19 protein-coding genes and 1 pseudogene are annotated in these 19,759 nt (G+C 72.0%); 15 read left to right on the top strand and 5 right to left on the bottom strand.

Annotated elements, in window-relative coordinates; genetic code table 11:
* Positions 1–8 precede the first annotated feature (8 nt).
* Positions 9–785, bottom strand: coding sequence for a hypothetical protein (locus ACWGR4_RS19825; protein WP_452132509.1), 777 nt, complete (start codon positions 783–785; stop codon positions 9–11).
* 183 nt (positions 786–968) lie between these two features.
* Between ACWGR4_RS19825 and ACWGR4_RS19830 the strand changes: the two genes are divergently transcribed.
* The 12 genes and pseudogenes from ACWGR4_RS19830 to ACWGR4_RS19885 all read left to right on the top strand — a co-directional run bounded on the left by ACWGR4_RS19830 (position 969) and on the right by ACWGR4_RS19885 (position 12,743).
* Positions 969–1,778 carry an ABC transporter ATP-binding protein gene (locus ACWGR4_RS19830; RefSeq protein WP_380011045.1) on the top strand — a complete coding sequence of 270 codons (810 nt, stop codon included), beginning with the start codon at positions 969–971 and terminating at the stop codon, positions 1,776–1,778.
* Positions 1,779–1,918: 140 nt separating this feature from the next.
* Entirely contained in the window at positions 1,919–2,326 is a 408-nt protein-coding gene (locus ACWGR4_RS19835) for an NfeD family protein (protein WP_380011450.1), read from the top strand.
* A gap of 118 nt (positions 2,327–2,444) precedes the next feature.
* Positions 2,445–3,374 (top strand): annotated as a pseudogene (locus ACWGR4_RS19840) (SPFH domain-containing protein); the annotation flags it as partial.
* A 339-nt stretch (positions 3,375–3,713) separates the two neighbouring features.
* A complete protein-coding gene (locus ACWGR4_RS19845) occupies positions 3,714–4,484 on the top strand; it encodes a sulfite exporter TauE/SafE family protein (protein WP_452132510.1) in 771 nt (256 codons plus the stop codon).
* A 121-nt stretch (positions 4,485–4,605) separates the two neighbouring features.
* A complete protein-coding gene (locus tag ACWGR4_RS19850) occupies positions 4,606–4,989 on the top strand; it encodes a winged helix-turn-helix transcriptional regulator (RefSeq protein WP_452132511.1) in 384 nt (127 codons plus the stop codon).
* Between the two features lie 70 nt (positions 4,990–5,059).
* Entirely contained in the window at positions 5,060–6,052 is a 993-nt protein-coding gene (locus tag ACWGR4_RS19855) for a cobalamin biosynthesis protein (protein WP_452132512.1), read from the top strand.
* Positions 6,053–6,116: 64 nt separating this feature from the next.
* Positions 6,117–7,628 (top strand): cobyric acid synthase, encoded by a 1,512-nt coding sequence (locus tag ACWGR4_RS19860; protein ID WP_380011033.1) that lies wholly within the window; start codon positions 6,117–6,119, stop codon positions 7,626–7,628.
* A gap of 110 nt (positions 7,629–7,738) precedes the next feature.
* Entirely contained in the window at positions 7,739–8,632 is an 894-nt protein-coding gene (locus tag ACWGR4_RS19865; RefSeq protein ID WP_452132521.1) for a metallophosphoesterase family protein, read from the top strand.
* A gap of 81 nt (positions 8,633–8,713) precedes the next feature.
* The gene (locus tag ACWGR4_RS19870; RefSeq protein WP_452132513.1) at positions 8,714–9,022 is read left to right on the top strand and encodes a hypothetical protein; all 309 of its coding nucleotides are present in this window, start codon (positions 8,714–8,716) and stop codon (positions 9,020–9,022) included.
* Positions 9,016–9,195 carry a hypothetical protein gene (locus tag ACWGR4_RS19875; RefSeq protein ID WP_452132514.1) on the top strand — a complete coding sequence of 60 codons (180 nt, stop codon included), beginning with the start codon at positions 9,016–9,018 and terminating at the stop codon, positions 9,193–9,195. The genes ACWGR4_RS19870 and ACWGR4_RS19875 overlap by 7 nt, the downstream gene beginning before the upstream one ends.
* A gap of 148 nt (positions 9,196–9,343) precedes the next feature.
* Positions 9,344–11,197, top strand: coding sequence for a hypothetical protein (locus ACWGR4_RS19880; RefSeq protein WP_452132515.1), 1,854 nt, complete (start codon positions 9,344–9,346; stop codon positions 11,195–11,197).
* A gap of 1 nt (position 11,198) precedes the next feature.
* Positions 11,199–12,743, top strand: a complete 1,545-nt coding sequence (locus ACWGR4_RS19885) for a peptidase MA family metallohydrolase (RefSeq protein ID WP_452132516.1) — start codon at positions 11,199–11,201, stop codon at positions 12,741–12,743.
* A gap of 94 nt (positions 12,744–12,837) precedes the next feature.
* On the opposite strand, the gene ACWGR4_RS19890 is transcribed toward ACWGR4_RS19885, so the two are convergent.
* Both ACWGR4_RS19890 and ACWGR4_RS19895 read right to left on the bottom strand, forming a co-directional pair.
* Positions 12,838–13,365, bottom strand: coding sequence for an HNH endonuclease (locus tag ACWGR4_RS19890; protein WP_126641390.1), 528 nt, complete (start codon positions 13,363–13,365; stop codon positions 12,838–12,840).
* Between the two features lie 232 nt (positions 13,366–13,597).
* A complete protein-coding gene (locus tag ACWGR4_RS19895; protein WP_452132517.1) occupies positions 13,598–14,140 on the bottom strand; it encodes a YbhB/YbcL family Raf kinase inhibitor-like protein in 543 nt (180 codons plus the stop codon).
* 149 nt (positions 14,141–14,289) lie between these two features.
* Here ACWGR4_RS19895 and ACWGR4_RS19900 point away from each other — a divergent pair, with 149 nt between their 5' ends.
* Positions 14,290–16,113 carry a hypothetical protein gene (locus ACWGR4_RS19900; RefSeq protein WP_452132518.1) on the top strand — a complete coding sequence of 608 codons (1,824 nt, stop codon included), beginning with the start codon at positions 14,290–14,292 and terminating at the stop codon, positions 16,111–16,113.
* A gap of 21 nt (positions 16,114–16,134) precedes the next feature.
* Here the strand turns inward: ACWGR4_RS19900 and ACWGR4_RS19905 are convergent, their stop codons facing one another.
* The gene (locus tag ACWGR4_RS19905; RefSeq protein ID WP_380011013.1) at positions 16,135–16,920 is read right to left on the bottom strand and encodes a sporulation protein; all 786 of its coding nucleotides are present in this window, start codon (positions 16,918–16,920) and stop codon (positions 16,135–16,137) included.
* 93 nt (positions 16,921–17,013) lie between these two features.
* Between ACWGR4_RS19905 and ACWGR4_RS19910 the strand changes: the two genes are divergently transcribed.
* Positions 17,014–17,709 (top strand): DNA-3-methyladenine glycosylase, encoded by a 696-nt coding sequence (locus ACWGR4_RS19910; protein ID WP_452132519.1) that lies wholly within the window; start codon positions 17,014–17,016, stop codon positions 17,707–17,709.
* 95 nt (positions 17,710–17,804) lie between these two features.
* Positions 17,805–19,082: a tyrosine--tRNA ligase gene (tyrS, locus tag ACWGR4_RS19915; protein ID WP_380011007.1), complete on the top strand. Its 1,278-nt coding sequence runs from the start codon at positions 17,805–17,807 to the stop codon at positions 19,080–19,082.
* A gap of 337 nt (positions 19,083–19,419) precedes the next feature.
* Here tyrS and ACWGR4_RS19920 read toward each other — a convergent pair.
* Positions 19,420–19,759 (bottom strand): hypothetical protein (locus ACWGR4_RS19920; protein WP_452132520.1); only part of this gene is annotated, 340 nt, incomplete at its 5' end.

The raw sequence follows: 19,759 nt of genomic DNA on the forward strand, positions 1-19,759 counted from the left end.
CGGGGCCTTCAGGCGCGGTCCGGCTCCAGCGCCGCGCTGTACGCGGCCACCATCGCCCGTCGGCACGCCCGCTCCAGCGGGGCCAACGCGAGCAGCCGCGCGGATATCTCGGCCGCGCTGACCGCCCCGCCATCCTCGCCGCTCGCCACCCGGATCACGGTGTGGATCCGGCGCGCCTGGTCCAGCACCCGCCCGGCCCGACCGGGATGGCCCGGCGCGATCCGGGTGTCCGAATCCTTGCGGTACAGCCCGGCGAGCGCGCGCTGCGCGGCCGGTCCGCTGCCGGCCACGTCCAGCCGGGTCAGGTCCTCGATCGTGTCCCGCATCGCCTCGGCCAACTCGCGTTCGGCCTCGGCCAGGAACGGGCCGGGCGCGGGCCGGTCGGCCACCTCGAACATGGTCCAGGCCACCCGTACCGTCGCGTCGTCGGCCGTGCCGTGCCGGGTCACCGAGGGCACCAGACCGTAGGCCACACCCGGTGCGCCGACCGTGATCGCCGCCTCGCCCGCGTCGAGCGCGAGGTCGTTGAAGGTGGGCGGCCCGGGCAGCGCGAGCGGATCGCCGGCCACCGGCAGCGCCAGCCGCAGCCCGTGCACCCCCGACGCACGCAACCGCCCGAGTGCGAGCGACAGGCCGACCGCCCCGGACTCGCCGGGTACGCCCGTCACCCGATGCGGCTCGTCCGTACCGACGATCTCGGTCACCGCGTCGTCCGGCGGAACGTGCCCGGCCAGCAGGGCATTGCCCCATGCGACGAGAAGTCCGGAGCGGGGTTCGGCATGCATGCCGACAAGCGTAAGGGTGCTCACACGGGTGCTCGCAACGCTCCCGGACACGACCGGAGGCGGTTCGGTGTCATAGGTTTCTCCCGGACCGGGTGCAACAACGCGGGACCACGGAGCGAGGCGGTGATCCCACACAAGGGGATGCCGTCCGGCGGCGTAGCGCACGATGGGGAGCTGGCAGGGATGAGCGACGTTCTCGAACTGGTTGACGTATCGGTGGTGCGCGACGGTCGCCCTCTGGTGGACCAGGTGACCTGGTCGGTCGCGGAAGGCGAGCGCTGGATCGTCGTCGGACCCAACGGCGCGGGCAAGACCACGCTGCTGCAACTGGCGTCCACCTACCTGTTCCCCACCTCCGGCACGGTCGCCGTACTGGGCGAGAAACTGGGCTCGGTGGACGTGTTCGAGCTGCGTCCGCGCGTGGGCATGGCGTCCGCCGCGCTGACCGACAAGCTGCCGCGGCGCGAGCGGGTGCTGGACATCGTGCTGACCGCCGCCTACGGGATGACCGCCAAGTGGCACGAGCGCTACGACGCCGAGGACGAGCAGCGCGCCCGGCGGCTGCTCGACCAGCTCGGCATGGCCGAATACGTGGATCGCACGTTCGGCACGCTGTCCGAGGGCGAGCGCAAGCGGGTACAGATCGCCCGCGCGCTGATGACCGACCCCGAACTGCTGCTGCTCGACGAGCCGGCCGCCGGACTCGACCTGGGCGGACGCGAGGACCTGGTGCGCCGGCTCGGCGCGTTGGCGACCGACCCGTACGCGCCCTCGATGATCCTCGTGAGCCACCACGTCGAGGAGATCCCGCCGGGCTTCACCCACATCCTGATGATCCGTCAGGGGCAGGTGCTCGCGGCCGGTCCGATCGCCGAGACCCTGAACTCGCGCAACCTGTCGCACTGTTTCGGTCTGCCGCTGATCGTCGAGCAACAGTACGGGCGTTGGTCGGCGCGGGGGCTGCCGATGCCGGAGGCCCCGGAGGCGCGCTGACCCGGTGCGGGGCGGTCGTCCACGGGGCGGCGGTCGCCGGTGCGCGGGGGCACCCGGCGCTCGTCCGCGCCGGTCATTGGTCCGAGAACACCCTCCTGATCCGTGCGCCCACGATCTACGATGAAGTCGTGGACGCATGGATGTGGTGGCTCATCGCGGTCGGGGCGTTCGGCATCTTCGGGGTGCTCACCTCCTTCGTGGAGATGGGCATGCTCGCGGTGGCCGCGCTCGCGGCCACGATCGCTGCGGGAGCCGGTGGCAACTTCCTGGTCCAGTCGGTGGTGTTCGCGGTCGTCGCGATCGTGCTGCTCGCTTTCGTGCGACCGGTCGTGGTCCGGCACAACAACACGCCCGGGACTCGGACCGGGATCGACGCGCTCAAGGGCGCCAGCGCCGTGGTGCTGGAGCGGGTGGACGAGCACGGCGGCCGGATCAAGCTCAACGGCGAGGTCTGGTCGGCCCGCACGCTGGACAGCACGGCCGTGTTCGAGCCCGGCGCCCAGGTGGACGTCGCGGACATCGTGGGCGCCACCGCCGTGGTGATGTGACGATCGGATCGGTTGCGCCGATCGTGTTGACGTCCCACGCCGGCCCGCGAACCCCTAGGCTCGAACCAGCCTCGAAATTCGCAGGCAGCCGCAGGCACGCAGGACCTCGGGAGAGATCGTGAAGGCCACCGCCGTCATCGTTCTGGTCGTACTCGTACTGCTGGTGGTCGTCGCCCTGGTCAAGACGGTCAAGGTGATCCCCCAGGCGAGCGCCGCCATCGTGGAGCGTTTCGGGCGCTACACCCGCACTCTGCACGCCGGACTCAACATCCTCGTGCCGTTCATCGACCGGATCCGGCAGATGATCGACCTGCGCGAACAGGTCGTCCCATTCCCGCCGCAACCGGTGATCACCGAGGACAACCTCGTCGTCCAGATCGACACCGTCATCTACTTCCAGGTCACCGACCCGCGCGCGGCCACCTACGAGATCGCCAACTACATCCAGGCGATCGAGCAGCTGACCATCACCACGCTGCGCAACATCATCGGTGGCATGGACCTCGAACAGACGCTCACCTCGCGCGAGGAGATCAACGCGGGCCTGCGCGGCGTGCTCGACGAGGCGACCGGACGCTGGGGCATCCGGGTCAACCGGGTCGAGCTCAAGGCGATCGAGCCGCCGCCCTCCATCCAGGACTCGATGGAGAAGCAGATGCGCGCCGAGCGGGACAAGCGCGCGGCGATCCTGACCGCCGAGGGACACCAGCGCTCGCAGGTGCTCACCGCCGAGGGTGACAAGGAAGCCGCCGTGCTGCGCGCCGAGGGTGAGCGGCAGGCCGCGGTGATCCGGGCCGAGGGTGAGGCGCGCGCGATCGAGACCGTCTTCGAGGCGATCCACGCGGGCGAGGTCGACAACAAGCTGCTGGCCTACCAATACCTCCAGATGTTGCCCAAGATCGCCGAGGGCAGCTCGAACAAGTTGTGGATCCTGCCCAGCGAGGTCACCCGCGCGCTGGAGGGCATCGGCGACGCGGTCGGCAACCTGTCGCCGAACGGATCCGGCCCGGCGCACCGCGTGCCGCAGTTGGCGCTGGAGGAGGAGCCGGCCTGGCCCGGCTCGGCCGCACCCCCCGCCGCCCCGCCGGCCGCGGGCGGCCCGGTCGTCGGCCCGCCCGGGTCGGTGCGCAAGCAGCCGGCCGGGAACGGAGCGTCGTCGCGCCCACCCGCCGAGCCGCCGACCATCCCGGCCCCGCCGATCGACCCGCCGCGTCGTGGCGGCGCGCCCGCCGGCGACGTGGAGCCGCCGCACATCGAGCGTGGCCACCGCCCACCGCGCTGAGGCCGCACCGCCTGCTGCGATGATCGTCGCGTCACGGCCACGGGGGACCGGCACAGTCCTCCCGGCGCCACGGTCATCGCGGCGAAGCGGGTGGGCACGATGGGCATGAGCTGGTGGGAAGCACTGGCGATCTTCGCCGCGGGCATCGCGGCCGGCGGGATCAACGCCGTGGTCGGATCCGGCACCCTGATCACCTTCCCCGTGCTGCTCGGCTTCGGCTACTCGCCGGTGACCGCGAACGTGTCGAACACCATCGGCCTGGTCCCCGGCTCGATCAGCGGCGCCATCGGCTACCGCCGCGAACTCGCCGGCCAACGCCCGCGCCTGCTGCGCCTGGGCCTGGCCTCCCTGCTGGGCGGCATCACCGGCGCGATACTGCTGCTCACGCTGCCGGCGGGGGCGTTCAAGGCGATCGTCCCGGTCCTGATCGTGATCGCCCTGGTGCTCGTGATCCTGCAACCGCGCCTGGCGCGGAGCCTGGCCGCCCGCCGTGCCGGAAACGGCACATCCGAGGAGGGGCCGCGGCACGGCGGCGCGCTGCTGTGGGTGGCCGTCTTCGGCACCGGCATCTACGGCGGCTATTTCGGCGCCGCCCAGGGGGTGCTGCTGCTCGCCCTGTTCGGCGTGTTCATCGCCGAGAACCTCCAGCGGATGAACGCGGTCAAGAACGTACTCGCCGCCGTCGTCAACGGCGTCGCGGCCATCCTGTTCATGATCGTCGCCGATGTCGCGTGGTGGGTGGTGCTGCTGATCGCCCTGGGGTCGGTGATCGGCGGCCAGATCGGCGCGAAGGTCGGCCGCAAGCTCCCGCCGACGGCCCTTCGAGCGGTGATCGTGGCGGTCGGCTCGATCGCGGTGATCCGGCTGCTGCTGTAGGGGTCGGCGGAGCGGGGCCGCGTGTGGGTTCCTTCGGCGTGCTCTCTTGTGGTTACTCGGAAACTGTCGGAGAGTGAACGCCGACCTGGAAGAACGCACTCTTCGGCGACTGGGGAACCGGATGGGGACCAAGCGGCAACTCGCGGACCTGCCCGAGGACGCGGACCTGCGGCGCGCGGACTCCCTGGCGCGGGAGATCTTCTCCGACGTCGCCAACAAGTGGGCCCTGCTGATCATCGAGGCCCTGGGCGAGCGCACACTGCGCTTCAGTGAGCTGCGTACGGAGGTCGAGGGCATCAGCCACAAGATGCTCACCCAGAACCTGCGCATGCTGGAACGCAACGGGCTGCTCGACCGGAAGGTGTATCCGACCGTGCCGCCGCGCGTCGAGTACACGCTCACCGAGCCGGGCCGCGGCCTGCGTGCCACGGTCGACGCGATGTGCGCCTGGACGCACCGGAACCTGAGCCACATCGAGAGCGCACGCGGCCGCTTCGACGCGTGAGGGTACGGCCCCGCCCGCCGGCCCCCGGGCCACCGCGTGCGTGGGCGAAGGGCCGTGAAACGATGCGCGGATGCCCGCGACCGCACATCCGACCCACACCGCCCTCGGCCTGGCCCTGGGCGTTGTCCTCGACTCCGCGTTCGGTGATCCGCGGCGCGGCCATCCCGTGGCCGGCTTCGGGGCCCTCGCCGGGCGCGCGGAGCGGGCCATGCACGGCGACAGTCGGGCGCGCGGCGTCGCGTACAGCGCCCTGTGCGTCGGGGCCACCACCGCACTCGCGGTGGGAGTGCGTCGGGCCGTCGCGGGCCGCCCCGCGGCCACCGTCCTGGCCACCGCCGGCTGCACCTGGGCCGTGCTCGGTGGCACCACGCTGCGCCGCGAGGCCCGGGCGATCGCCGCGCCGCTGGTGGCCGGGGACCTGGCCGCCGCCAGGGACGCGCTGCCGCGCCTGGTGGGGCGCGACCCGAGCCGGCTGGACGACAAGGGCATCGCTCGGGCCGTGGTCGAGTCGGTGGCGGAGAACACCTCCGACGCGGTGGTGGCGCCGCTGTTCTGGGGCGCGGTCGCGGGCATCCCCGGGCTGCTCGGCTATCGCGCGATCAACACCCTGGACGCGATGGTCGGCCACCGCACCCCGCGCCACGAGAACTTCGGCTGGGCCTCCGCCCGGCTGGACGACGCCGCCAATTGGCCGGCCGCGCGACTCACCGGGCTGCTCACCGTCGCGGCGGCCCCCGTGGTCGGCGGCGATCGGGGCCGGGCGTGGGCGGTGTTGCGGCGGGACGGCGGCAGCCATCCCAGCCCCAACGCGGGCCGCTGCGAGGCGTCCGCCGCCGGTGCGCTGGATGTCACGCTCGGCGGCCGGAACGTCTATGCCGGCCGTACCGAGGACCGGCCCCGGCTCGGCGACGGCCCGCCCCCCGCCCCCACCGACATAGCGCGCGCCAACCGCCTCTCGGCGACGGTCGGCCTGGCCGCCGCCGCGCTTGCCGTGGGCGCGGTGGCCGCCCGCGCCGCCGTCGCCACCCGCGCGGCGCGCCGCACCGGCGAGGCGGTCCGATGAGCGCGCGGGTACGTGAGCGGATACCAACCGGGCGTCGTGGACGCCGCGTTCGGGAGGAGGAGCGGTGAACGGTGCGCTTTTGGTGGCCGGGACCACCTCCGATGCCGGGAAGAGCGTCGTGGTGGCCGGGCTGTGCCGGCGGCTGGCCCGCGAGGGGGTCAAGGTCGCGCCGTTCAAGGCGCAGAACATGTCGCTCAACTCGATGGTCACCGCCGACGGGGCGGAGATCGGCCGCGCCCAGGCGATGCAGGCGGCGGCGGCACGGATCGAGCCGGAGGCGGTGATGAATCCGGTTCTGCTCAAGCCCGGTGGCCTGATGAGCAGTCAGGTGGTGCTCCTCGGCAAGCCGATCGCCGAGGTCGGGGCGCTGAACTACCGTGATCTGAAGCCGCGTCTGTTCGAGGCGGTACTGGACTCGCTGGCCGACCTGCGGGCACGCCACGACGTCGTGGTGTGCGAGGGCGCGGGCAGTCCGACCGAGATCAACCTGCGCGATCGCGACATCACCAACATGGGGCTGGCCCGGGCCGCCCGGTTGCCCGTGCTCGTGGTCGGCGACATCGATCGCGGCGGGATCTTCGCGTCCTTCTTCGGCACCCTCGCGCTGCTCTCCCGCGAAGACCAGGAACTGGTCTGCGGGTTCGTGATCAACAAGTTTCGCGGCGACGCGCGCCTGCTGGATCCGGCGCTGACCCGGATGCGCGAACTCACCGGACGCCCGGTCATGGGCGTGCTCCCCTTCCTCGGCGGCCTGTGGCTGGACGTCGAGGACTCGCTCGCCCTGGACGCCGACCGGGGTACGGCCGAACCGCCGCTCGGCGCGGACGTCCTGCGCGTCGCGGTGGTGCGACTGCCCCGGATCAGCAACTTCACCGACATCGACGCGCTGTCCGTCGAGCCCGGCGTGGTGGTGCGCTTCGTGAGTACGCCCGGCGAGATCGCCGACGCCGACCTGGTGGTGTTGCCCGGCACCCGGGCGACCGTCGCCGACCTCGGCTGGCTGCGCGAACGCGGCCTGGACACCGCGCTGGCCCGGCGGGCGGCCGAGGGACGGCCGATCCTGGGCATCTGCGGCGGCTACCAGATGCTCGGGCGCGAGATCGACGACGACGTGGAGAGTCGCGCGGGGACGGTGCCGGGCCTGGGTCTGCTGCCGGTCCGGGTACGCTTCGCCGCCGACAAGACCCTGGCCCGGCCACGTGGTTACGCCGACGGGTCGCCGGTGACCGCGTACGAGATCCACCACGGCGTGGTCGACGTCGAGGCGGGCGAGCCGCTGTTCACCGACGCCGACGGCGGCGCCCTGGACGGCTGCCGAGTCGGCGCGATCACCGGCACGTTGTGGCACGGCGCCCTGGAGAACGACGACTTCCGCCGCACGTTCCTGTCCCGAACCGCCGCGTCCTCCGGCCGCCGCTTCACCGTTTCCCCGAACACCTCCTTCGAAGCCGCCCGCCAATCCCGCCTCGACGCCCTGGGCGACCTGATCGCCGACCACCTCGACAACGCCGCGGTCGACCACCTGATCACCCGAGGCCCCACCCCGGCGCTGCCGTTCGTCCCCCCGGGCGCCTGAGCGCCGGGCACCCGCCGGCCGTGGGGAAATACCCCGGACGGGACCTCGATCGATCGTCGATGATGGGCTTGGGGGTCGCGCCAACGGGGTGGAGAGGTCGGGGGGTCGTGATGCGGGTTTTGTTGGCCGGGGATACGCACGGGAACACCGGGCACGTGCGTCGTGTGCTCGATGTCGCCGCCGAACTCGACGTGGACGCGGTGTTCCAGCTCGGCGACTTCGGCTACTGGGAGCACGAGCCGTCCGGCGTCCGGTATCTGGACGCGGTCAATCGTTCGGCCCGCTCGCGGGGTGTCGACGTGTACTTCCTGGACGGAAACCACGACAAGTCCTCGCTGCTGATGGAGTCCTACGGCGACGACCGGGACGAGCAGGGTTTCGTGATCGTGCGCCCCCGGGTGCGCTACGCGCCGCGCGGGCACCGGTGGTCCTGGCGCGGGACGAACTTCCTCGCCTTCGGCGGCGCGTTGTCGCTGGATCGGGAGCGGCGGTTGGCCGAGGAGCAACGGCGATACGAGAAGGCGTTGCGCAAGGAGGGTTTCCGGGTCGGCGCGGGTCGCCCGCCCGTCGCGGTGCCGACCTACGCCGGCAGCCTGTGGTTCCCGGAGGAGGAGGGTACGGACGCCGACGTGGACACGATCCTGACCGACCCCTCGCCGGTGGACGTCCTGCTCACCCACGACAAACCGCTGCGGGCCGCACCCGAGTTCAACCGCAAGGGGGAACCGCGCTGCCTGCCGAACCAGGCCCGGATCCAGCGCCTGGTGGACGCCTACCGGCCCGCCGTCGCCGCGCACGGCCACCTGCACTTCCGCTACACCGAGGAACTGGCCCACCCCGACGGCTCGGTGACGCGAGTCGAGGGTCTGGCCGCCGACCCGATGGCGTCCTACGACGTCCCCGGCTACCGGGTCGCCGATTCGTGGCTGCTCCTCGACCCGGCCGCGTCGACCTCGTCGGCCGACGCCGATCCCGGCACGGTGGAGGCGGCCACCGGCTCCTGACATGTCGCCGGCACGAAGCGTATCGGCCTCGACGCAGCGGGGGCGGGTGGAACGATCACCCCTCGGCGCTTCGCGGTTTTCGTGCCGACGAAGCGGGAGACGGTGCGCAGCGTGCTCGGCGACAAGGTGGGCTCCTGCGAACTCGTCACGCTCGCCCGGCCCGGCGGCGGAAGTTTGCCCGCGCGATCGTCGTTGATCGGCGGCGGCCGTTCCCGCTGGGTCTCCGAGGGCTTCGCCTACTGTCTCGCCGGCGACAACAGCTACCGGGACGCGGCCCGGGCCGAGCTGCGGGCCGGGCGGTTCAGCGGCAAACTCCCCGTCGACACCGACCTGTTGCCGAACGTCGGGGTGATCAGGCCGCCGGAGCGAGCTTCCACGTCAGCATGCTGACGATCCGTTACCTCGCCGAGAAGTACGGCGCGGCCAAGGCGGACGAGTTCGTGGTCGCGATGTACGCGAACCCCGCTTCGCTCGACACCGCGATCAAGGCGGCGAGCGGGCTGGGGCGCGATGCGTTCGAGGCCGGATGGGCAGACTACGTACGGGCCGCGATCGGCGGTTGAGCCGCGGCGGCTACCGCGCGTGACCGTACCCGGGCCCCACTGCCGAGGCTGTCCGGGGACGTGGATAACCTCGGCGAACACATGATCGGATCGCCGATCCGGGGCCGGGGGCGGAATCACCGGACCGGCGGTCCAGGGGAGGACTGGCATGTCCGACATGCCCAACATCGCCGACGGCGTGACACGCCCGCCGAGCGGCACCACGACAGCAGACCACGAACAGCCGTGCGCGGGGTGGGACATGGGCACGAACGACGACGCACGAGAAAACACGGACGGCCCGACGGAGGAAAACCCACCCAAATCTCCCCGCACACCGATACCCGCGCCCGCCGACGCGCTTGCGCCCATACCCGCCGACGGACCCGCGCCCGCACGCGCGCCCGCGACCGTCGAGGAGATAGTCGCCCCGCCGGGCGAAGACGCGGTGCCGGTGCCCGATGACGCGGAGGGTTCGCACTCGGCGCCCGTCGACGGCGTTGCGATAGCCGCCGGCCCCCCGCCCCTCGATCCCGACGCCGTCGCCGGCAACGACTCGGGAGCGATACCGCCCACCCCCGAGGCGCCCCCCTTCCCGGTGCCCGTCGGGCCGTACGGGCCCCTCCCCTTCGTTCCCGCCCCCGACCAGCAGCGGCGCAACGCTCGCCGGCATCTCCTGGCCGCCGCCGGGGGAGTGCTCGCGATCCTCGCCCTGCTCGGTTCGCTCGCCGTCGGCGGCGTGTTCGACCCCACCACCACCCCGACCGCCGCGTCGTCGGCCGAGGACGAGACCGCCGGCGGTTCGGCCAAGGCCGGGGACAAGCCCCAGGTCACCCGGATCGCCGCCGCGGACCTGGCCGGCCTGGCCGACAGCCGTACCCAGGCCCTGAAGTCGGGGAACGTGGACGGCTTCGTCGCCGGAATCGACCCGGCCGCCCCCGAACTGGCCACCGCCCAGCGCCGGTTGTTCGCGAACCTGCGGCTGTTCCCGTTCACCAGCGTCGAGTTCCGGCCGTCCACCGCGACCGTCGAGCCCGCGAACGACGCCGGCCCGCTCACCCGTGACGTGAACGTCGTCTTCGCCCACCAGATCACCGGCGTCGACAGCGAGCCGATCGCCGAGCGCTACACTTGGACCGTCACGCGCGCGTCCGTCGGGGCCCCGCTGCTGATCACCAAGATCGTCGGCGGCTCGACCCGCGGCGGCGGCAACGCCTTCCCCGCCCCCTGGGACGAGGACGAACTCGCGGTGCTCGAACGCCCGCACGTCCTGCTCGCCGTCCCGGCCAAGAACAAGACCAAGGCCGCCGCCTGGGCCGACCGGGCCGAGAGCGCGCTGAAGAAGAACCTGGCGGTGTGGAAGGGCCCGGCGATCACGCCGCAGCGGTACGTCATCTACGTCACGCCCGACCACGAGACCTTCATCCGCGCACTGTCCGGCAACGACCTGCCCAACGTCACCGGCGTGTGCCGCACCATGCCGCCGGCGCGCCCCACGATGGGCCGCGACCAACCGATGGCCGGCAGCCGAATCACCCTCGACGGCTCGGACGAGATGTTCGCCAAGAACGACGGCGAGCAGCAGACGCACCTGATCCGGCACGAACTCGGCCACGCGATGGTCGCCGAGTTCGAGCGCGGCGGCGAGGGGCCGCCGCTGTGGGTCTCGGAGGGCTTCGCCGAATACCTCGCCTGGACCGACCTCTCGCTGTCCGAATGGTTCCAGCCGACCGCGCGCGAGCAGGTCCGCGCGGGCAAGTTCACCGGCAAGCTGCCCACCGACGCCGATGTCAACTCGCCCGACGCCAAGACCTCGACGGTCAGCTACCACTACAGCATGCTGACGATCCGCTACATGGCGGAGAAGTACGGCGTCGCCAAGGCCGACCAGTTCGTCGTCGCGGTGTACAAGGACCCGTCCCCGGCCGCGATCGACGCCGCCCTCAAGGAGGCCACCGGCCTGGACCGGGACACCTTCGAGAGCAACTGGGCCAAGTACGTCAAGGCCAAGGTGGGCAACTGACGTGCGCCCCCAGGACTTCCGGGAGCCCCAAGACGCCCACGACCCGTACGGTCCCCACGACCCGCACGGCCCGTGGCCGAACGCTGTCGAACCCCGCCGCTCCCGACCGTGGGCGATCTGCGTCGCCCTGCTCGGCGCGCTGGTCTCGCTGGCCTTCCTGATCGGCACGACAGCGGTCGCCGGCCGGCCCGCGGGCCTGGACAGCGCCGACCGCCTGCTCGACGCCGAAGACCCGACCCACGCCCCGCCGCCGGCGCGCGCCGCCGGGACCGACTCCGCGCGCGGCCCCGGCCCCGGCGCCCCGACGGAGGAGGGCACCTGGCCCTCGGACCGGATCGACACCCGCGTGTTCTTCCGCCTCCAGGCGCTCGCCGACACGCGCACGGCCGCCTTCGAACAGGGCGACGAAGCGGCCTTCCTCGCCTCCGTCGACCAGCAGGACCGGGCCCTCCTCGACGGCCAGCGGCGGCTCTTCGGCAACCTGCGCAAGATCCCGTTCGACGCCGCCCGCTGGGTCGCCCGCGGCGGCGACAAGAAGGTGGTCACCGCCGACGGCTCCGCCCCGAGCCGGGCCGGCACCCCCGCCGCCTGGCCGGTGACGATCAGCATGAACGTGGCCTTCGAGCACACGATCACCGGCGTCGATGTGGCCCGCGTCCCGGAGACCTACACCTGGAAGGCCCGCTGCGCCGACCCCACCGACCGCTGCACGCTGATCGGCCTGGACGGCGCCGCCGACGCGGACGTCCACGGCGGATTCGCCGGCTACCCCGCCGCCTGGGACCTGTGGGACCTCCAGGTCGAACGCCGCCCACACGTGGTGGTGATGGGCCCGAAGCAGAACGCGAGCGCGCTGCGCCGGAATGCCGACCTGGCCGAGCAGGCCGCCGTGTACACGCTCGGCGCCTGGAAGGGCGGCGCCGGCACCTCGCCCGGCTTCGCCCTCGTGCTCACCTCGTCCCGAACCTCCTTCGGCAAGCTGTACAGCAGCAGTGAGATCCGCGACTGGGCGGCGGGATACGCGCTGTCCATGCCCGGCACCGACCGATTCGTCGCCGGGGTCCGCATGGTCGTGGACGACGAACAACTCGCCGGCGACGCGACGTTCGCGCCGATCCTGCTGCGGCACGAGATGACCCACGCCCTGATCGCCCCGCTGGCCCGGCCGGGCGTCGCCACCACCATGCCCACCTGGCTGGCCGAGGGCTTCGCCGACTGGCAGGCCGAGGCCGACCGGCCGCTCGCGCGCGAGATCACCACGAACATCCGCACGATGATCGACCGGGGCCGATTCACCGGCGCGCTGCCCGCCGACGAGGACTTCGACACCGCCGACGAGGACCGGGTCGAGAACGCCTACAACCTCGCCCACCTGATGGTGCGATACCTGGCCCGGACCTACGGCGCGGAGCGCGTCTGCGCCTTCTTCACCGACGCCCTGACCGGCCGCAACCCCGACATCGACGAGACACTGAACGCGAGCTTCGGCCTGTCCCCGGACCGCCTGCGCGCCGACTGGGCGGCCTGGGTCCGCAAAACGGTCTGACGCGGCCGCGGCGCGGGCCGGGCCCGAACGCCGGAAGCCGCCGGGGGTCGACCCCCGACGGCTTCCGCACACTCGTCCCGACCCGCGCGCCCGATCAGGCCCCCATCGCCAGTGCCGGCGGCCGCACCGGCTCGGCCAGCCACTGCGCGCCCTCGACGCTCGCCACGCCGAACGCGAGCACCAGGGCCCGGGTCGCCGACGGCTCGTACGGCTGGAACAACAGCCGCATCCCGGCCTCCGCCGGCGTCCGCGCCGCCTTGCGCTGGTTGTCGCTCCCGCACGCGGCGACGGTATTCAGCCACGAGTCGGCCCCACCGCGAGAACGCGGCAGCACGTGATCCACCGTGGTCGCGCGCCCACCGCAGTACGCGCAGCGCCGGTTGTCCCGAAGCAGCACACCCCGGCGCGACCACGCGGCCTGTTGTCGGAACGGCACCCGGACGAACTTGAGCAACCTGATCACCCGGGGCAGCGGGATCTCCACGGTCGCGGCCCGTACCACCCGGCCGGGATCGACATGCTCGACGACCGCCTTCTCCTGCAACACCAACACGAGCGCGCGCTTGAACGACACCGTCGCCAGCGGCTGATACGTCGCGTTCAGCACCAACGTCTCCCGCATGCGACCTCCCCTCACCTGGTCGACGAGGGGACGAGCGAGCACATTCGAACGCGCACCGAACCGACCGGGCGCGATCGCGCGCTCAGCTTTGGGGCGGTGCTGCGACGCTCATGCGCACCCTTCGACTCGACGAACCGTCAGTACGGACAACTCGACCACTGTGCCGTTCGGGCGATCATCGGGACAACGCAATTACCGGACGAGATTCCGCTTTCCCGCGGTCGGACGCAGCTCAACGGGCGTACGTGGACACCAGCACGGCGCGCGCGAGGGTGTGCGCGAACAGGTTGAACCCCACGAACGCCGGCGTCGCCGTCTCGTCCACGCCCAGCTCGGCCACGTCCAGCGCGTGCACCGTGAAGACGTACCGGTGCGGGTAGTGGCCCTCCGGCGGCGCCGCGCCCACGTAGCCCGGACCGCCGGTGTCGTTGCGCACGTGGAACGCGCCGGCCGGCAGCGACTTGCCGTCACTCGCGCCCGCGCCGCTCGCCAGTTCGGTCACCGTCGCCGGGACGTCGACCACGACCCAGTGCCAGAAGCCGCTGTGGGTGGGCGCGTCCGGATCGAAGCAGGTCACCGCGAAGCTCTTGGTGCCGGTCGGGAAGCCGGACCAGGACAACTGCGGCGAGAGGTCTTCGCCGCCCGCGCCCATGACGCCGCTGACCTGTGCGGTCGGCAGGACCCCGCCGTCCGTCAGATCCGCACTCGTGAGCGTGAAGGTGGGCTTCGCGGGCAGGTACTCGTACGGCAGCGGGGGCTTGGTGGACTCGGACACGCGAGACTCCGAAATCGTGGGCACCGGCGCCCGGCCGGCTGCCGAACGCCTCGTTCGGACGAGCCTATTCTCACCGTCCGCGAAACCGGCGAAGATCGCGTAGGTATCCTCGCGCCAACAGGGGGCCAAGAGGGGGGAGGGCATCCGGCGTGACCGAGCCGACGCACGAAAGCGGCAACGCCACCGACGACGCCTCATCCGCCACACCCACCGACCCGCCCGTCGGGGCAGGGCCGGGCAGGGGGGCCGCGCCGGTCGCGGGCGCCGAGCCGGCCATTCCCGCGGAGCCGGGGGACAGGACGGCGGAAGGCGTGGCCGCGGATCATCCGAGCACGGACGATCCCGCACAGGACCGCGCGCCCACGGACGGTGTCACCGCGGAGGACGACGCGAGCGCCGACTTCGCCGCGATACCCGGCAGCCGAATATCGAGCACGGGGTCGGCGGTCGAGATCCCCTCGCCCGCCGATCCTCCCGACGTCGCGTCCGACGCTCGCGTGTCGGCCTCCGCCGTAACCGCCGCCATCGAACCCCCGACCTCCGCGCTGCTCCACCCCACGCATCCGGCCCCCGCCCGTCCCCGCTCCGTCGCCCGTCGCCTCGCCGCCCCCCTGCTCGCGCTCGCGCTGGCCCTCGCCGCGCTGATCGCCTTCGGCGTCACCCTCAGCGGACCGGGCAGCGCCAAGCCCCACGACGCCGACGGCGCGCTCGGCGCCCCGCGTCCCGGCACCGCCACGCCGATGGCCCCCGCACACGGGCCGACCATCGCCACGGCGGACATCCAGGCCATCGCCGACCGGCGCACCGCGGCGATCCTGGCCCGGGACGAAGCCGCGTTCACCGTCGACCTCGACTCGGATGTCCCCGACCTGGTCGGCGGCCAACAGCGGCTGTTCCGCAACCTGGCCCGGGTGTCCTTCGACCGGCTCGCGTACCGCGTCGAGACCGTGCAGACCATGCCCGCGACCGACGACCGGATCACCGCGTACGTGGACGTCTCCTTCGACCACCGCATCTCCCGCGCCGACACCGCCACCGTCGGCGAGGGTTACCGCTGGACCGTCGTCCGAGACGCCCCCGGCGCGCCGCTGCGGATCACGGGAGTGGACGGCACCCCCTACGAGGGGGCCGGCTACGCCTACGCCCGCGACTACCCCGCCCCCTGGGACCACGCCGACCTGACCGTGGTCCGCCGCGAACACGTGGTCGTGCTCGCCGACCCGGCCACCGCCCGGGGCGCCGACCGCCTGGCCGACGCCGCCGAGGCGGCGGCGCGCGCCGACATCGACACATGGTCCGACGGCGGGCCGCCCGGCACCGCCCCCGGATTCGTGATCGTCCCCGTCGCCGACCGCGACACGTTCTATCGGCTCTACGGCGGCCGAACCGGCGACCACGGCGAGGAATCCGGCCTCACCTACGCCCTGCGCACCATCGGCCCGGACGGCAAGGGCCACTTCGGCGGCTCGCGGATAGTCCTGGACACCACCTCGGGCTGGTTCACCTCCACCAACCCGCGCCGACTCGGCGAACTGCTGCGGCACGAGATGGCACATGCCCTGGTCACCCCGCTGCGCAACGAGGTACCGAACCAGGACCAACCCGTCTGGGTCGTCGAGGGTTTCGCCGACTGGCTGTCCCTGCGCGGACACACCCTGCTCGGCACCGACGAGCTGTACGAGGCCAGGACCTACATCGCCGGCAACCGCTTCACCGGCAAGCTGCCCACGGACAACGAGCTGTACCAGGCCGACACCGTCGGCAACGCCGCCGCGTACGAGCTGGCGCACCTGGCCATCCGCCGGATCGAGGAAATCGGCGGCACCCAGGCCGTGTACGGCTTCGTCACCGCCGTCTACGCCGACCCGGCCCCCGCGGCCGTGGACGCCGCGCTCGACCGGGCCACCGGCCTGGCCCGAGCGGAGTTCGAGGCGGACTGGGCGGCCCGGGTACACGCCCTCCTGGACGCCTGACCCGGACCGGCCCCGCGACGGCTAGAACCAGCCCCGCTGCTGCCCCAGTTCCTGGAACCAGCCGTGCAGGTAGGCGTTCCAATCGGTCTGGTGTGCGCTCGTGTGCTCGACGGTGAAGCGCCGGATCGCGTCGCTCCCACCGGAGAACGCGCCGCCCTTCTTGTCGATCTCCAGGATCACCTCGGTCCGGTGCTCACCGGACACGAAGGTCAGTTCCACCTCGTTGATCCCGCGCGCGTACGCCTGCGGCGGGGTGAACTCGATCTCCTGATAGAACGGCAGCCGCTGGTCCGTGCCCCGGATGTGCCCCAGTTCGAGGTCCGCGGCCCGGAAGTGGAAGCCCAGGTTCCCGAACGCGTCCAGGATCAACGCCTGCGCCGGAAACGCGCCGACCGCGACCGGGTCCAGGTCGCCCTTGTCGATCGCGCGGTCGATGGCCAGCTCGGTGCGCACCCCGACCGTGGTACCGCGCAGGGGCACGCCCCGGAACGTGGTCAGCGGCGCCTCCCACGGCACCGGCAGCCGGAAGTCCAGGTCGTGCGTGGCGCCCTCGCGCAGCGTGAACGCGCCGCCGACCTGCTGCCGACCGAACTCCACGTTGCGCCGCTGCTCGCCGTCCTGGGTCTCCACCTCGACCACGGCCTGGAAGCCGACGAACAGCCCCTCGATCTCCTGGTCGACCTTGCCGCCCTGGATCCGGATCCGACCGTCGACCACACCGCCGGGCGTGGTCTCGACCGCGTGCAACTCGGTCTCCACCGAGGCACTGCCCGCGCCCATGCTCGCCATCAGCTTCTTGAAAACCACGAGGTCTCCTCCCCTTCCCGCACGGCCTCCGCCGTGCGGAATCGTTACGCCGGGCCATTCCATCACGCACGACCGGCCGTAAGCTGGCTCCCCATGCGTGCTCCCACCGCCGCCGCGGGCCCCACCGCTCCGCTGCCCCGCTCGTTCTTCGACCGCCCGGTCCTCGCCGTCGCCGCCGACCTGCTCGGCCGCACCGTGGTCCACGAGACCGAGGCGGGCCCGGTCGAACTGCGGCTGACCGAGGTCGAGGCGTACGACGGCGCCAACGACCCCGGCTCCCACGCCTTCCGCGGCCGAACCGCCCGCAACGCGACGATGTTCGGCCCGCCGGGACACCTGTACGTGTACTTCACCTACGGCATGCACTACTGCGCGAACCTGGTCTGCGGCCCACCCGACCGCGCCTCCGGGGTACTGCTGCGCGCCGGCGAGATCACCACCGGCCTCGCGCTGGCCCGCGCCCGCCGCCCGACCACCCGCAAGGACACCGACCTCGCCAGTGGCCCCGCCCGCCTCGCCACGGCGCTGGCTCTCGACCGCGCCCAGGACGGCGTCGACGTCTGCGACCCGGTCGGCCCGGTCCGCGTCCTGTACGGCACCCCGCCCCCGCGCACGGCGATCCGCACCGGCCCGCGCACCGGCGTCGGCGGCGGCGGAGCGACCCAGCCCTGGCGCTTCCACATCGCCGGCGACCCGACGGTCAGCCCCTACCGGGCCCACCAGCCCCGCAAGCGCACCACGAAGCCGGCCGCGCCACCCGCCGCCGGCGACCCGGTGCAAAGCGGTTAGCGTCGAGGGCCGACCGTCGGGCACCCTTGCACCACCGGTCGTACCACCGACCGGCACCACTTCACCTGTCGAACCTACCGAGGAGACCAGGCACTGTGACGGACATCGTCGACGAGCTGCGGTGGCGGGGCCTGCTGGCCCAGACCACCGACGAGGACGCGCTCAAGAAGGCGTTCGCGGACGGTCCCGTCACGGCGTATTGCGGGTTCGACCCGACCGCGGCCAGCCTGCACGTCGGCCACCTCACCCAGGTGCTCACGCTGCGCCGGCTCCAGCTCTTCGGCCACCGCCCGATTGCCTTGGTCGGCGGCGCCACCGGCCTGATCGGCGACCCGAAGCCGTCGGCCGAGCGCGCGATGAACGAGGTTTCCACCGTCGCGGGCTGGACCGACCGAATCCGCGGCCAGCTCTCCGCGTTCCTCGACTTCGAGGGCGGCGAGCCGAACACCGCGGTGATGGCGAACAACCACGACTGGATCTCGCGGCTGAGCATCGTCGAGTACCTGCGCGACGTCGGCAAGCACTTCAGCGTCAACCAGATGCTCGCGCGCGAGACGGTGAAGTCCCGGCTCGCCGGCGAGGGGATGAGCTACACCGAATTCAGCTACGTGCTGCTCCAGTCCTACGACTTCGTCGAGCTGTACCGACGGCACGGCTGCACGCTGCAGATCGGCGGCAGCGACCAGTGGGGCAACATCACCGCCGGCCTGGACCTGATCCGACGGATCACCGCCAACGAACCGCACGGCCAGGCACACGCGCTGACCACCAACCTGCTGACGAAGGCCGACGGCACCAAGTTCGGCAAGACCGAGGGCGGCACGGTCTGGCTCGACCCCGAGCTGACCACGCCGTACGCCTTCTACCAGTTCTGGCTCGGCGCGGACGACCGCGATGTGTCGCGCTACCTGCGTACGTTCAGCTTCCGCTCGCGCGAGGAGATCGAGGCCCTGGAGCGGGACAGCGAGGAACGCCCCGCCGCCCGCATCGGCCAGCGCGCCCTCGCCGAGGAATTGACCACGCTGGTCCACGGCGTCGAACAGTGCGCCGCGGTCGTCGAGGCGAGCAAGGCGCTGTTCGGGCAAGGCGACCTGACCGCGCTCGACGAGCCCACGCTGCGCTCGGCCGTGGCGGAACTCCCCGGCGCACGACTCCCGGAGGGCCCGACCGTGGTGGACGCCCTGGTGGCCACCGGCCTCGCCCCGAGCAAGGGCGGTGCGCGGCGCACCATCAAGGAGGGCGGCGCCTACCTCAACAACGTGAAGGTGGCCGACGAGGACGCGGTGATCGGCGCGGCCGACCTGCTGCACGGTCGCTGGGCCCTGCTGCGCCGCGGCAAGCGCAACCTCGCGGCGGCGGAGATCACCGCCTGACACACGGCAGTTGATGGTTCACCAGCTGTTCGTGCGGAAGACGCGTCAAGCCGGTTCCCGACCCGTTCCACTGGGTATAGGGGATCGGCTTGACCCGTCCAAGAGGGTGGTTTAAACTCGTACGAGTCGCAACTTCGGGAGATCCGGACAGGCGCGCCCTCCACACCGGCGCGATGGCCGATCCCACCGCGACTCATACCCCAACGAGCGATCCGGCCACGGACAGCCTTCGGCTGCGCCGTGCTTGTGGTGTCTCCATGGGTGTGAACCAGTAGAACCAGTGATCGAGACAGTCCTTTGAAACACGCGGAATTTGATCATCCAAATTCCGGGGGTTTTATTTGTGCTGCCATTTATTACTGGGAATCACATTCCGTGAATGTGGTTCGGAAATAACGCCGAAACCTGCTAAGGTTGAGGCATCGAGCACCGGAGAGATCCGGAGCAGGACGCGCGGCTCGCAGGCCGCCGGCACCGCAGGATTGATCAAGCGGGGTCGGTGGAGGCGGGAAAACGGGTCTGCTAGGCTCGCCGGGCCGGAAGCAGAGAAATGAAAGTTTCGAAAGCGGAAGGCAGCGGAAGCGGACGAAAAGCGGGTCGGAAGATCTGCTAGAGTCTGAAAGGCGGAAAGCGCGGGAACGCGCCGGACGCCGAAAGCGAGGAAAGCGAAGCGGCCG

This window comes from Embleya sp. NPDC055664, from assembly GCF_053618075.1.

Bases quoted from the DNA above. Each gene is read 5' to 3' on its own strand.
- ACWGR4_RS19825 (WP_452132509.1), bottom strand. From the start codon at position 785: ATGCATGCCGAACCCCGCTCCGGACTTCTCGTCGCATGGGGCAATGCC.
- ACWGR4_RS19830 (WP_380011045.1), top strand. From the start codon at position 969: ATGAGCGACGTTCTCGAACTGGTTGACGTATCGGTGGTGCGCGACGGT.
- ACWGR4_RS19835 (WP_380011450.1), top strand. From the start codon at position 1,919: ATGTGGTGGCTCATCGCGGTCGGGGCGTTCGGCATCTTCGGGGTGCTC.
- ACWGR4_RS19845 (WP_452132510.1), top strand. From the start codon at position 3,714: ATGAGCTGGTGGGAAGCACTGGCGATCTTCGCCGCGGGCATCGCGGCC.
- ACWGR4_RS19850 (WP_452132511.1), top strand. From the start codon at position 4,606: ATGGGGACCAAGCGGCAACTCGCGGACCTGCCCGAGGACGCGGACCTG.
- ACWGR4_RS19855 (WP_452132512.1), top strand. From the start codon at position 5,060: ATGCCCGCGACCGCACATCCGACCCACACCGCCCTCGGCCTGGCCCTG.
- ACWGR4_RS19865 (WP_452132521.1), top strand. From the start codon at position 7,739: ATGCGGGTTTTGTTGGCCGGGGATACGCACGGGAACACCGGGCACGTG.
- ACWGR4_RS19875 (WP_452132514.1), top strand. From the start codon at position 9,016: ATGCTGACGATCCGTTACCTCGCCGAGAAGTACGGCGCGGCCAAGGCG.
- ACWGR4_RS19880 (WP_452132515.1), top strand. From the start codon at position 9,344: ATGTCCGACATGCCCAACATCGCCGACGGCGTGACACGCCCGCCGAGC.
- ACWGR4_RS19890 (WP_126641390.1), bottom strand. From the start codon at position 13,365: ATGCGGGAGACGTTGGTGCTGAACGCGACGTATCAGCCGCTGGCGACG.
- ACWGR4_RS19910 (WP_452132519.1), top strand. From the start codon at position 17,014: ATGCGTGCTCCCACCGCCGCCGCGGGCCCCACCGCTCCGCTGCCCCGC.